General features: G+C 47.6%; 13 protein-coding genes. All 13 read right to left on the bottom strand.

What is annotated here, in order from left to right; translation table 11 throughout:
* Positions 1–45: 45 nt before the first annotated feature.
* The 13 genes from ON05_RS28420 to ON05_RS28360 all read right to left on the bottom strand — a co-directional run bounded on the left by ON05_RS28420 (position 46) and on the right by ON05_RS28360 (position 12,946).
* Positions 46–1,413, bottom strand: coding sequence for an efflux RND transporter periplasmic adaptor subunit (locus ON05_RS28420; protein ID WP_010467917.1), 1,368 nt, complete (start codon positions 1,411–1,413; stop codon positions 46–48).
* Positions 1,414–1,608: 195 nt separating this feature from the next.
* Positions 1,609–3,162 (bottom strand): YcjF family protein, encoded by a 1,554-nt coding sequence (locus ON05_RS28415; RefSeq protein ID WP_010467915.1) that lies wholly within the window; start codon positions 3,160–3,162, stop codon positions 1,609–1,611.
* Between the two features lie 2 nt (positions 3,163–3,164).
* Positions 3,165–3,542, bottom strand: a complete 378-nt coding sequence (locus ON05_RS28410; protein ID WP_010467913.1) for a hypothetical protein — start codon at positions 3,540–3,542, stop codon at positions 3,165–3,167.
* 108 nt (positions 3,543–3,650) lie between these two features.
* The gene (locus tag ON05_RS28405) at positions 3,651–3,995 is read right to left on the bottom strand and encodes a hypothetical protein (RefSeq protein WP_010467911.1); all 345 of its coding nucleotides are present in this window, start codon (positions 3,993–3,995) and stop codon (positions 3,651–3,653) included.
* A gap of 363 nt (positions 3,996–4,358) precedes the next feature.
* Positions 4,359–5,726 carry a c-type cytochrome biogenesis protein gene (locus tag ON05_RS28400; protein ID WP_010467909.1) on the bottom strand — a complete coding sequence of 456 codons (1,368 nt, stop codon included), beginning with the start codon at positions 5,724–5,726 and terminating at the stop codon, positions 4,359–4,361.
* A 154-nt stretch (positions 5,727–5,880) separates the two neighbouring features.
* A complete protein-coding gene (locus ON05_RS28395) occupies positions 5,881–7,221 on the bottom strand; it encodes a hypothetical protein (protein WP_029314922.1) in 1,341 nt (446 codons plus the stop codon).
* Positions 7,222–7,302: 81 nt separating this feature from the next.
* On the bottom strand, positions 7,303–7,620 hold the full coding sequence (locus ON05_RS28390; protein ID WP_010467904.1) for a hypothetical protein: 318 nt from the start codon (positions 7,618–7,620) through the stop codon (positions 7,303–7,305).
* Between the two features lie 24 nt (positions 7,621–7,644).
* Positions 7,645–9,834, bottom strand: coding sequence for a peptidase domain-containing ABC transporter (locus ON05_RS28385; protein WP_010467902.1), 2,190 nt, complete (start codon positions 9,832–9,834; stop codon positions 7,645–7,647).
* Between the two features lie 34 nt (positions 9,835–9,868).
* Entirely contained in the window at positions 9,869–11,173 is a 1,305-nt protein-coding gene (locus ON05_RS28380; RefSeq protein WP_010467901.1) for an HlyD family secretion protein, read from the bottom strand.
* A gap of 226 nt (positions 11,174–11,399) precedes the next feature.
* Positions 11,400–11,705 carry a CTB family bacteriocin gene (locus ON05_RS28375; protein WP_262562452.1) on the bottom strand — a complete coding sequence of 102 codons (306 nt, stop codon included), beginning with the start codon at positions 11,703–11,705 and terminating at the stop codon, positions 11,400–11,402.
* Between the two features lie 97 nt (positions 11,706–11,802).
* Complete coding sequence (locus ON05_RS28370; protein ID WP_010467897.1) at positions 11,803–12,036, bottom strand: CTB family bacteriocin; 234 nt, start codon at positions 12,034–12,036, stop codon at positions 11,803–11,805.
* 169 nt (positions 12,037–12,205) lie between these two features.
* A complete protein-coding gene (locus tag ON05_RS28365) occupies positions 12,206–12,439 on the bottom strand; it encodes a CTB family bacteriocin (RefSeq protein WP_010467895.1) in 234 nt (77 codons plus the stop codon).
* Between the two features lie 273 nt (positions 12,440–12,712).
* The gene (locus tag ON05_RS28360; RefSeq protein ID WP_010467893.1) at positions 12,713–12,946 is read right to left on the bottom strand and encodes a CTB family bacteriocin; all 234 of its coding nucleotides are present in this window, start codon (positions 12,944–12,946) and stop codon (positions 12,713–12,715) included.
* Positions 12,947–13,613: the final 667 nt, after the last annotated feature.

Genomic DNA, 13,613 nt, shown 5'->3' with positions numbered 1-13,613 from the left:
AAATGGGAGAGACTATCGAATCAGGCAATCAGGAGTGCAAACAGCTTACTGGGGCGGTTTGCCGCTGGGTTTGCCGGTGTCGAGGCGCAGTTGGGCCCCATCCCTGATGGTTTGCAGGCCAGAAACAACGATGGTTTCACCGGCTTGGATACCCTCCAACACTTGGTAGTCGTTGCCCTGGATGCTGCCTAGCTCAACGGGTTGCTGGCGAGCCACCATCCCAGGTACTTGACCGTCTGGTTGTTGTGGCTGATCGGCGATAAAGACAAAGGCTTTACCTCCCAATCGTGTCACAGCGGTGGTGGGCACTAATACCCCCGGACGGGTTTGCCAAACCACGTTAGCTTCGACCCGTTGACCATCCCGTAATGTGCCTTTGGGGTTGGCGAAGGTGGCCTTGGCTAAGACGGATTGACTCTCGTTATTGACCGTGGGTGAGACGAAACTAATGCGTCCCTGGGCCAGGATGTCTTGGGATTGGGCTTGGCTGAGTTCGACTGGTAATCCCACTGCGAGCTGCTCGCGCTTCTCAATTGGAATATTGAGATTGATCTCTAAGGTTTGATTTTGAATAATGGTGGTAAGGGTGTCACCGGCCTGTACAAAGGAACCCAACTTAATGGGAATATCCCCCACCATCCCCGCAATGGGAGCTGTGATGCGTGTATCTTGTACATCCTCTCTAGCCGATAAGGCGCTGGCTTTGGCTTGATTGAGGCTGGCTCTAGATTGGGTTAAGTTGGCTTTAGCCGCACGAATTTGCTCATCTACTGCTCTGAGAGCCGCTTGGGCAGAGGCGCGGTCGCGGCGGACTTGATCCAATACTTGCTTGGCCAGTGCCCCTTGTTTGACCAAGGTCTGGGTGCGCTGAAACTCTGTATTTTGCAACTCCAACTCAGCAACTGCCCTAGCGCGATCGGCTTGGACGGCTCGAAGTTGGGCTTGGGCATTACTGCTGGCGGCGGTGGCTACGTTGATATTGGCCACCGCTGCGCCGAAGTCTGCTTGAGATTTCTCTGGACTGAGTTGAACAATAGGCTGGCCAGGGGACACCCTCGACCCCGATGAGACAAAAATCTGAGTGACTCGCCCTTCTGTTTCGGGGCGTAGTACCACTCCCTGCTTGGCTTCTAAAGTGCCAAGGAAGGCGGAGGTTTGCTTGACTGGACTGGTTTGGACGGTCTGAACTTTGACCAGCGTCGGTGGTGGTCCTTGGGGAGCCGTGGGTTGTGCCCCTTTGGGCCAAAACTGCCAGACCACGAGTCCCGTCCCCACAAGGGCGACACCGGCAATGATCCAATTCCGACTGCTACGTTGTTTCAAGGATTTGATGGTGGAGTTGAACGATCGTTCCGCGACTGCAATTTGTGCTTCAACGGGTTCTTGTAAATTTGAGGTTTCAGATGTTTCCATAAGGCGACGCTACTGTGGCGGGACAGGAGGTGGAACTCTGACTTAGATCTAAATGCATTCACATTGAGGCACTCATTACCCAATTCTTGATCCACTGGAGAATATAAAGAGAATATAAAATCCATTCTAATGTGGATTTCCCAGGATGGGGGGTAAGCTGGATAACCTTGTCCTGTTTAATTTGAGCGCAGTAGGTTAAGGATGGTCGGTCGGCTCAGAACGAGTCGGGCTTAACTGCTCCTGGACGCGACGGCCGAATTCGGCTGGAAGTTTGGTGATCGCCTCTTGGATAAAGGCTTTGACGAACCGATCACGGCGATGGAGTTGAAACTGGCGCTGGACGACTTCTGTCATACCGCCATCTCCCCACTCTTGATCGTTGCGAAAATATTCAATAAAGCTCTTACCCGCGATTCGCGTTAGATAGGCGGCTCCCACGCTTTGAATGGTTTTACCGACGACAAATCCCACCACACTAAACTGCAAGGCCCGGGCAAATACTTCAATCGCACCTTTGACTATGCCCAAACTGACCATGGTCTTCGCGAGGGAGAGGGCCAAGTCTTTGGCTCGATCGAGGGTCAGATCGCAGCCATAAATTTTGGCAATCTCAATCACCATTTGGGTGTTGACGGCAGCGGTTGCTAGCAAATCAATGACGGGGACCGGGGTGACCCAAATCACGCCAGCGCCGATCCATTGAAACCGATCGACAATTTGGTCGGCTTGCTGACGACGTTCTTGATCGATCTGCTGTCGAGCTTCTGCCCCTAAACGTTGGGATTGAAGCAGAATATTATCGGCAAATAAGTCCTCTCCCTCTTGCCGCAGAATTCGAGAGATGCGTTGGAGAAGCGCTTTGAGGTCTGGCTCCGGTTCTAGGATCTCCCCAGAGGCTAATCGGATGGGTTGGGGACGGGCTGCGATCGCAACCACGTCTTCCGGCTGAATCCAGTTCTGGACACGCTCATGCAGGCGTTTCTGAATCAGGTCTTGGTCGGTTTGGGTATAGCAATCTGTTTTATTGAACACTAACAGAGACCGTTTACCCATTCGGCCCAAGGCCCTTAGGGGCTGATATTCAGACTGGGTTAAATCACCATCAACCACAAACAGCAGTAAATCGGCTTCTGTTGCTAGCTTCCGGGCAGCCTGTTCTCGCTCGGTACCGGCAACGCCCGGTTCAGATAATCCTGGGGTATCCGTAACCAGTAACGCCTGATCAACACTGCGTAGCTGACAGCGAAAGGTTTGTCCTATCGCCGTGGTGCCGATGGTTGCGCCGACTTCCCCCACCATTTGTCCCACAATCCCATTGACCAAAGAGGTCTTGCCTGCGGACCCCGTGCCAAAGACGACGATTTTGAGTTCCCGGCGGGTAAAGGTCTTCGCCATTTGCCGCGTTTCTTTCAGTAGGGCTTGGCGGGTGACTTCGTCTTGGATCTGCTGGATCTGACGATGCACGGCACGGAGATTGGAGGCAGCGGCATCGACCTTATCCGTGGGGACTTGAGGCGGACGCTGTTGCTTGGGCTTTTTTCGGCCTCGAAACTGCCAACCGTAATAGATAAAAACCCCGATCAGAACGGCCATTAAGGCAATCAGGCAGAACACCAGTAAGTTGGCTAAAAAAGGCGAGGTCAGGGCCACTTGGGCGTATAGCCATTGCAGTGAGCTGATCAGCCAGAGCATCAGCCCCAAAATAATAGCGAGGCCTAATAGCAGAATAAGGAGGCGGGGCCAGGCCATCGTTAGGGTAAATATTTAGTAATGCGTTTTAGCCCTGGAAGGTCGAGGGACTGACGTCGCCAAACTCGCACCATCAGCCAGAGGTTGCTGAGAAAATAGCTGGATGTAAATAAGCTGTTGAACAATAATTGCGAAATCCCCATACTCTGGGCATTCTCACCGCTAGTAATGGCGACACCGGATGTCAGAAGTAGGGTGCCGATCAGCCAGGCCAAGCCGATCAGGGTGGCTACTCGGCTCACTTCTCGCTGCTTGCGATCGCTATCTCGTCGACTGAGGGTCCAGAGGGCCGGGACGACGCCAAACACAGGGACCAAATAAATGAATAGAAAAAGACGCTTTAAAGTTCTATTTTCTAAAACGTCGCGAGAATCTTCCATAGCGTTAGCGCTGGCGTGTTGATACCCCTATCCTAAAACATTGATGTTCAGCGCCTGATACTCGGGGGTTACAGCAAGGGCTGAGCCCCAGCCCTAAATTGAAGAGAATTATAACCAGAATGGCAAAGGCAAAGGCGAATTATTACCAAAAACGCCAAAGGCGATGGCAATGATCACCAGGGCCAACGTATATAAACTCATCACCACCGAGATTCCCGTTGACCAGAGCCCTACCTTCGGTAGGAACGACAGCAATAAGCCATTGCCGAGGAGTAAAGGAATAAGACAAAAAATTAATCCGAGTACCGTAGAGATAAGAATTGGAAAGAGACCTGTATTGCCGAGTTTGATCGGGCCAACAACGGTGGTGTATAAGGCTAGACTGGCATATTTCCCTAACAAATATCCTGCGAGTCCACCAGCTAGGATCTCAACAATTTTTCTCCAGGACATAAGATGCTTTCTCCACGATTATTTTGAGGATAGTTGGCTTGAGAACTCAAGAGGGTGGGGGCTTTACCCTTGGGGACCGCTCAGTCTGAGCTACAATCCGAAGGGTTAACCACTTAGATTGAATCACCTGAAAGGCCAAACGCCACTAAGATAGCTTGTCTTGATGACAAACGCTGTGATTATCAAACGCTGTGATTATCATCAACAGAAAAGATGATGAATCTTTGCTTTTTTAGTGTGTACCAAAAATCGTAGGAATTAAACAAGTGATGCAGGGTTAAGCAGTCCCATCGGCAATATGTTGTGTTTGCAGGGCGATGGATAGCCCCTTATCCTCAACGCCGAATGGAGACGGTGAGAACATTATTCCGTTTTGGGGTTGACGGGCGCTTGTGTCTGCAGCGTTTGGGCTGCAATCTCTTTGATTTTGCCTTTGGCCTCTTGAGTCGCTGCGATGTTTTCGGCCTGCTGAAATAGGGATTGAGCGGTGGATAAATCGCCTGCTTCGCCCCTGAGAATTGCTTTCCCCACAATGGCTTTAACATCCTGGGGCTGGGCTGTCAGAATCCCATCATAGGTCGCTTCGGCTTTTTGCTTTTCTCCGGTTAATTCATAGAGGTCGGCCAAGTTAAATTTTAAATCGAGATGGGTCGGCTTTTGAGCCACAATTTTCTCTAATAACGGCACCGCTTTAGCCAGTTGACCCACCTCTACATAATGGTCGTAGACCGAAATCAGGGAGTCTAAATTATTCGGATCTCGGGTCAACACATTGTGGTGATCTTGGAGCGTTCTTTGGGTCGCTTGTGCCTGTTGGGGAGGTTGGGTGGACCAGAGGGATGTCAGGGCAAACCCCACGGTTAAGAAGCCAACCACGCCAGCTGAAATAAGTCCCAGAGTAAAGCCGGGGCGTCGCACTGTAGGGACAAATTGATGATCGAGGGAGGTACTTTGGGATAAACTCGTGGCCAAATCTTGTCCAGATTGGACTGACCGAGCTTTACACAGTTCAGAGGTGACCCACACCAGGCCATCGGCAGAGCCACTGGCCCGTAGAACGGGGGTGCCGTCGATGCGCACAATCGGGATAGAGGAGTAAAACCGTCGATAGTTGGTGCGGGCATTCTCTAGGCGAATAATCAGGGGTTCTAGACATTTCTCAATTTGCAATTGGCCTAAGGGGCCTGCCTCTAAACGATCGCATTGGGTGAAGATCAGGGCCATCGGATACTGCAGGTTGTGATGTTTGATCAAAGATGAGATCGCAGTCACCAATTCGATCATGTCTTTGACCGATTCTAAATAGGCCGGTTCGTGAATCAGGGAATAAGCATTGATAAAGACGCAACAACCCTGGGAACTCAACACCATCGATTGAAATTGACGGTTGTTCAAATCACAGATTTCTCCGGGCATATCCCACCACCGGAAGTGACAGAGGGTTTGTGTCCCCCACAGCCGTTTCTGCTTCAAGCTAAAGGTGAAGTCAGCGATCTTCATGGTGGGAGGGGGATAATGGCCCGTTTGCGCAATATAGTTCAAGACCCCTTGGATATTTTTATGAGCACCGTGATCGTCACAGTCAAACCATCGTTTTTTGGGCTGATCTCCTTCGTAGCGATGGTTTGACTCGGTATAGCTACCGACTAAAAAAACAGTTTTACCGACGCCCCGCTCACCAATGCTCAGCAAATTCAGGGTTTTAGGATCATCTCCAAATAATAAGCTCATGGTCTTAACGATTTAACGACTAGAAATTAAGGGGGGACTAGAAAATTGAATGTGATGAAATGCCAAAAATAGAAGCCTAAAGAGGCTACGATTCGACATGGATGATAGAAGAGTCATGGGAAAACCGATACCCATGGAGGGCTAAAGCGAGTCTCTATTGGATAGAGTTGCCCCGATATTGCATGTCAAAGTTATCGGTGGATTCCTCTAAGAAGTCTGAGGCGGCCTGATCTAAATTAAGTTGGGTCACTAACTCATGCTGGGCTTCTGGAGATAACTCAGTATCTTTATCCAAATGTTCAATTTGGAGGGCGGTTTGGAGACGCTTGATCGTGCGGTTGATCTCGCCATCTAGTAAGCCCGTTAAAGCCTTAGCTGCTTTGACCAGCAGAAAAATATCTGATGTACAGTTCGCTAAAATGACGTATCCTTCTTGGGCCTGGACTGAAATTTTCTCAATGCCTTGCCACTGCAATTCTTCGTGAGTACTTCTAGCGAGATACAGCATAGTACCAGCAATAATCAGGGCGCTATTTTCGCTAATACCAATGGGAGAGGTGATGGGTAGTCCTTCTATGGACACTAAAAATGCGCTTTGAATCCCAATGGGTTTGGCAATTAATTCATAGAGAATTTGCTCTAGATAGTTCATGGGGGCCGGCTGAGGCTGGGCCGGTTGAAGCTGGGCCGACTGAGGTTGGGCCGGCTGAGATTGGCGGGGTTGAAGCGTCGTCCCAGGCTGATTTTTCTGGGGCTGAATAACGGTTTTTTGCTTGGAGAGGGATTGGGTGAGGTCTACTTCTTCAGAGGGGACAGCCGGGGAGGAAAGTCTGGACTGACGTTCACTGGCTGGCACAAAGATATTCAGCAACTCTTGCATTTGCAAAAACGTGCAGCTGTAGTTGCGAATATCATCGGGGATATCAACGCCAATCCGAGCAGGGGGATAACCGCGAATATCGGGAATAGAGATATTTTCTAAAACCCCCTGACTCAGCTCTTCCTTGCTAGAAATCGCTGTTGGTCCTCGCTGTAGGCAGATATAGATACTATTTAGATAATCTTCCGTCAACGGTTCTGCCAGGTGGTAGCCAATAAAATAGGGAACATGACGACCAACATCATCGGTGGCATCGCCATACAACCACCCGAATAAGGTATTGTCTGTATTAATTTGATAGAGGTAGGCCGCCCGATAGTCAGCAGCTGGGGGATTGTACGAGTTCCAGCGTAAGTAGACGACTTGATGAACAAATGCATGTTGAATCTCTTGCGGGATGTGGGGACTCGATAAGTGCCTAAACCCGACGTTAGGAAAACTGGTGTAAACAAGTTGTCCAAGAGACTGCAACATGATGGGGCCTAATGATACAGACGCTTCACCTGTGCTCAAAGAACTCAGGGAGCGATCCAATCGGATCACCTGATGAGATGAAACGTCACTCTCTCCACTATCCTGCCTTAAAACAGTATTTGTCACCAGCGTCTTAGTCATGTTGAACTCAATCTCATAGGGAAGTAGTCTTGCAACCGGAATAGCCAATTTACGCAATGATGCAGCTTCAGCGCGACCCCGCTAAAACAATTTGAGAATGGAGGCAATAAACGAAGAAACCGAACGAATGGGAATTAATCCGCCGAAGGCAAACGTGGTGCGTTTCGAATCATAGTTGGCTTGCTGAGAGGTACGACCGCTACCGGAGCCAGGAGATAGATTGTCAATTTCCGTCGTATTGGACGATGACGACGAAATGATTTCCTGCTCAAAATAGAGATAGGTTAAGCCAAATCCAGCTGAAATGGTCTCCTGTTCTGGATCAGATAATTCAACAAATAAGTCTGATGGTGGATCGATGATTTGCGGAAGTTGCGGACTGTTTTGTAATTGAGCCATGATCTTTCTCCTAATGATGATTGATTAGTGGTTTAAAAACTTCTGATGTTCTCCAGGTTGAGTAGCTAGGGAGGCAAAGTCTCCTTCCAAAAGCAGCTGGCCTTTTTCCATTTGAATCAACCACTCTGCTCGTTTAATGGTGCTGGGGCGGTGGGAAATCATGATGGTCGTTTTGCCTTGGCGATAGGCCAGTAACTTATCTAGGACTTCGGCCTCGCTCACGGGATCTAAGCCTGCAGTGGATTCATCCAAAATCAAGATGGGTGGATCGTTAACAATGGCCCGAGCAATGGCTAACCGCTGCCGCTGCCCACCCGATAAGTTGGCACCAAACTCACCTAAAACGGTCTGGTACGTATTGGGTAATTCGCTGATAAAGCTGTCAGCATCCGCAATTTGGCAGGCCTTTACGATTTGTTCAAACGAGACTTGCGGGTTGCCTAGCTGAAAGTTCTCGATAATGGAGCGACTCCAAAAATGAGGTTCTTGGGGGACAAACGAGACTTGCTGCCGGAGAGCGACGATAGATAAATCCTGTAAATTATAGGGACCGATTCTGACGGTTCCAGACTGGGTTTGATAAAGGCCTGCGATCACCTTGGCCAGGGTGCTTTTACCACAGCCGGATTTCCCAATGATGACGGTTACCTTCCCCCCAGGTAGTGTCAAGGAAAAATCATCCAGGAGAACGACTCGCCCGGCATGGTGAAAGTTTAAATGGGAGCAGGTAATATCATGGTCTCCAGAGAGCTGGGCAAAGGGTTTGTTAGCCTCTCCGACGGATTCTGGTGTGGCATCAATGACCTCTAAAATACGGCCAATTGCCGTTTGAGCCCGAAAATATTCATCCGTTAGGCCAATGATGGTCGTCATCAAGGCCAGCAGATTGCCTTGCATGGTGTTAAAGGCCAGCAACTGGCCAATACTGATTTCTTCCCTGATGACTAGCAAACTACCCGTGGCTAAAAGGGCGACACTGCCAATACTAGAAATCAACTGAGTAAAGGTACCGTTGAGGACACTCAGTTGGATGGTGCTGAAGGTGAGGTGGGTTAGTCGGCCAAATCGAGATTGAAACTCTTCCCAAAACTGGGGCGCTGCGTTAGTCGTTTTCAGGACTAACGCTCCTTTGAACGTCTCAACTAAGACCCCTTGATTTTCAGAAGATAGAATCAGTAAATTGCGAGTTTTCTTTCGCAATATCGGCAAAAATGGCAAGGTTGAGATTGCCATGATCATGGCAATCACTGCAGCAACAAGGGTTAAACTTGCGCTGTAAAATAGCATGAAGCCAATGGAAATCAAGGCAACAAAAACTTGACTGGGCACCCGAACGACGATTTGCGATATGAGTTGATTGACTTCGTTAATATCGCGCAAACGGCTGACAATCTCCCCGCTTCTGCGCGATTCATAGTAGTTCAAGGGGAGTTGCAGGATTTTGCGACCAAATTCTAAGACTAAACCTAGCTGCAGCCGCTGGCTAAAGTGAGCTATCAAGTTCGACTGCATGATTTGTAGGCTACTACTGAACACTTGGGAGATGACAACCCCCACTACTACGACCGTCAGCAACTCCATATCCTGACGGACCAAGACATCATCGGTTAGAATCTGGATGAGGAAAGGACTGGAGAGGGCCAATAATCCCAGGACAATATTGATCAAAAGGGCTTGGCTCAGAATCGTACGATAGGGCCAAATTCGACCCAGGAAGCGAGAAAATCCACCGGACTTTTCCTCGTCTTCGCCTCGATCATGAAACCGATCGATATCAGGCTCCAGTAAGAGCATGATGCCATTCCATGATTCGAGAAGTTCCTGTTTGGTGAGATACCGAATCCCCACGCCTGGATCGGCCACAACATACTTGCGACCGCGTTTGCCATAGAGAATGACCCAGTGATAGCCTTTCCAGTGGATAATGGCTGGCAGTAGGATTTCCTGCAGCCGATCAATCAAAGCTTCTGATGCTTTCACAGAACGGGCATTGAACCCTAAAGCTTCAGCGCCTCTTTTTAGACCTAAAAGGGTGGTGCCAAGTTGTCCTGTTCCCACCACTTCCCGACTACGGGTAATGCTTAGTAGACGGCCATAATACTTGCAGATTGAGGCTAGGCAGGCGGCTCCACAATCTTCTTCGCTCCATTGCTTGACACACTGGTAGCTTTTGCGTGATTTGAGTAGGGGATTGAGGAGCATTAAAGAGGGCATGGACAAGGTGCCTTTATCGTTTGATCAGGCAAGTTTAAAAGTTGGACATTAAGCGGGCTTTTTTCAATACAAATTGGAGAACGGTTTCTTGGCGTGACACAATATCGGCTCGACCCTCCATCCCGAATTGCAGGCGGCACCAGCGCTGTTGATTGCCCATATATAAGGTTCGAGGTTGAACGGTAACTTCATAAAAAGCTGGACTGGTGGCTGGACCGCTAGCATCATTCACCGGAATGGCATCCGGTGACACCTTCATAACGGTTCCTTGTAAGGTGCCGTAGTCCGTGTAGGGGCAGGCTGAAACGCGCATTTGAACCATCTGCCCTGTTTTCACCTGGTTGATATCTTGGGCGTTGACCCTAGCCTTGATAATCAAAGGAGCGTTGCGGGGGGCAATTTGAGCGATGGGGATTCCAGGCTGCACCACTTGGCCGGGATTGCGCAGATTGAGCTGTAAAACGGTGCCATCAATGGGAGCCCGGATTTTAGTGCCTTTGAGTTCGTTATCGATTTGCTGTAGCTCTTTTTGAGTCCGTTGGAGCTGCTTTTGGGCTTCGATGCGGGTGCGCATCAGCTGTTCTTTTTGTTGATTGAGGCCTGCAAGGGTGACACTACCTCTGGCTTTCTCCTGGGCAATTTGTTCTAAGGCTTGATCAATAGTGGCGTCTGACGGATTGGTTGCAGCCTTGAGACGCTTAATCCTGGCGGATGCTGCTTTCAAAGAGGCTTCTTTCTCTTTGACCTGCAGCTTGGCAATGGCTCCTGATTCCTCGAGTTCTTTGAAGCGTAGATACTCTTCAGAAGCCAGGTGGTACCCGGCTTGGGCTTCTTCTAGGTCTGCTTCGGTACTGATTTTAAGATCTTGGTAGCGACGACGGTGTGAGGTTAAGTTGGCTTCTGCGGCGGCGATGGAACGGCTGACTAACCGGGTTTCAGCAATAATTTGATGGTCTAACGCTCTGAGTTGAGCATTGATCTGATATCTCTGCAGAGTAATAGATTGGATATCTCCTTGCAGTTGGCTTTTGCGGGTTTGCAACCCTGAATCGTCTAGCTGTGCAAACAGATCGCCTTTTTTGACGACCTGGTTTTCCTCCACGTTGATATGAGTAATGGTGCCGTCAATGCCACTTTGGACGATACTCAGGCCACCTGCAGGCCGAATGGCTGCAGGGGCTTTGACAGTAATGCTGAATTTGAGGGTAGAGGAAATGGCAACAGCGGCACCGAATACCAGCACCAAAACCATTCCCCCCATTGAAATCCACGGGCTAATGGAGGGTAAAAATTCATCTTCCTGAACAAAGTGAAGTTGATCAGGTTGGAGGGTATTCATGGAATCTTATGGGGCTATGCATTAAGGAGATTGATAAGGGGTTAGGTCAAGAAACGGGCTAATCTTTAATGCCTGTTATAATTAAATCCTTGAGAAGCTAAAAGCTCTCTGAATAGCTAAAACACTGGAATCTCAATGTTTTAGCCACTTAAGGGAAAGCAGGATATATCCAAAAACCTCACTTGCACTGGGATGATTGAGATACCTGCCTTCCCGATTTTTTGTATCAATCAATCTGGCCGAAGGCGAAGTTGAATGCCTTAGTGTCTATGGTTTGGTTCATGTGGGTGATTGACCCAGATGCGCTAGCACCGCTGGGGCCAGCAGTGGCTACGCCACTCGCTTGATATAGGTTTAACTGAGAGAAGAATTCCGTCTGATTTAAGTTGAATAGTGTTGTTGTGCCCCCTGCAACACCTTCTTGCTCATGTTCAGATAGCTCTATAAATAACTCAGAGGATTGACCAGACATAATGGGTGATTGGAACGTTGGGACAAACTGGAATAGGGCTGAATGAAATTGTGATTCCATAATGAACTTGACAAGCATTGTTCACTCAAAGAATTCATGCAATTTATACAGCCCTAATCGTGTGGTTTTGAAACTTAAAACTCAGTCAAATGGATGACTATAGTACGTTGCCATACTGAAAGTTAATGGCAGTGGTATGAAGTTCTTGGTTGGCACCAGCAATTTCACCAACTGCGGCAGATCCACCAGGGCCAGAAGCAGCTCCACCTGCAGCCCCAAGGACTTCAGTATTGGATTTAAAGCTGGTTAGATTGGCGTTGATCAATGTGATTGAACCACCAGCAACGAGTTCTTGCTGTTGATCAGATAATTCAGTAAATAATTCAGACATGATATGACCTCACTTGCACTTAAGAGATTAATGGAATTAGATGTAAGTACTGCTGAAAAGCTTAATTTCAAACTAAAAAAGAATTATTGTTAGTTTGTTCGGTATTGTATACACTTGCTTTCAGTAGTCTTACAAAATAGAACTATGTTGTTAGGGCAAAAAATGATGCCTAAGCAACGTTACCGAATTGAACACTAAGTGCTTTAGTATCAATTTCTTGGTTCGCACCAGCAATTTCGCCAACAGCAACTGATCCACCTGGTGTGGAGCCAGCAGCCCCAGCAGCCCCAAGGATCTCAGTATTGGAGTAGAAGTTGGTCGCGTTGACGTTGAGTAGAGTGACTGAACCACCAGCTACAAGCTCTTGCTGTTGATCAGACAATTCAGTAAATAATTCAGACATGATGTAACCTCACTTGCACAAAAAAATGAATGTGAATAATGCTTGGAACTAACCAAAAGCTGGGATCAAAACAATTGTGAATATCCTAGGACTGTGCCACAGTGATTTCGATAAAATCACCGCAAGCAAAATGCTTGATGTCAATGCATCTTAGCTTTTAGGAACCTGTCGTCTTCTATGTGGTGGAGTACTAGGTTCACAATTAAGACCAGCTCTTGGTTGTTCTCAATACAACGGAATGTTGGTAATGATTAAACTAGAGTTAGTCTGTACCTAGGAAACATTACCAAATTGAACACCAAGAGCATTGGTATAAATTTCTTGGTTCGCACCAGCAATTTCACCAACAGCAACTGATCCACCTGGAGTAGAGCCAGCAGCTCCAGCAGCCCCAAGGATTTCAGTATTTGAGTAGAAGTTGGTCGCGTTGACGTTGAGTAGAGTGACTGAACCACCAGCAACGAGTTCTTGCTGTTGATCAGACAAGTCAGTAAATAATTCAGACATGATATGACCTCACTTGCACTAAGGTATTTAATCGTTTACGTTGAACAGACTTTGTTTTTGGATTGAAAATAAAGTCTGTTTGTTTAGAGTTTGGAAAAGTATTTAATTTTGCTCCCGTTGGATACTTTTCATCGCTTGTTATATTAATACAGTAGTAATTATTTCAAGTCAAGCTTTTTTTGTGAAAAAAAATTAATATTGAAATATTGTCTGCAAGTGATATATGAGAGCTTTATTTTAAATCTATATTGATGTGAATATAAAATATAAAAGTCCAGGAATACTAAGATTTTTTTGATCGCTTTGAATCTTGGTATTCTTGGACTATATTCAGGTTTGAATTGTGTAGATAGTGGATTATTGCAACTGCACTATCTATGGATATTTAGTTTTTTAGTTTTTAGAAGTGTATATAGGAGATATATTTTATTCCTACAGTATGCGTATCTAAATTGATGATACACATCTAGATGCGTTATTATTTTTCTTCTAAATATTTTCTTTATATCTGATTTTTTTTCATTGCTGTTGATGCATTGACAAAGCTATGAGGATTAAAATGCAGTGAATAGCTTATGATAGCTCAGCTTTAACTCCTGACTCACTGGGCAGTTAGGACAGAGCTGTCTCCGTTCAGAGTCTCCGTCTTACAGTGCTGGCCTTTAAG

Origin of the sequence: Acaryochloris sp. CCMEE 5410, assembly GCF_000238775.2 — a bacterium.
In the GTDB taxonomy this organism is placed as follows: Bacteria; Cyanobacteriota; Cyanobacteriia; order Thermosynechococcales; family Thermosynechococcaceae; genus Acaryochloris.
This window is presented reverse-complemented; position numbering and strand designations above follow the sequence as displayed.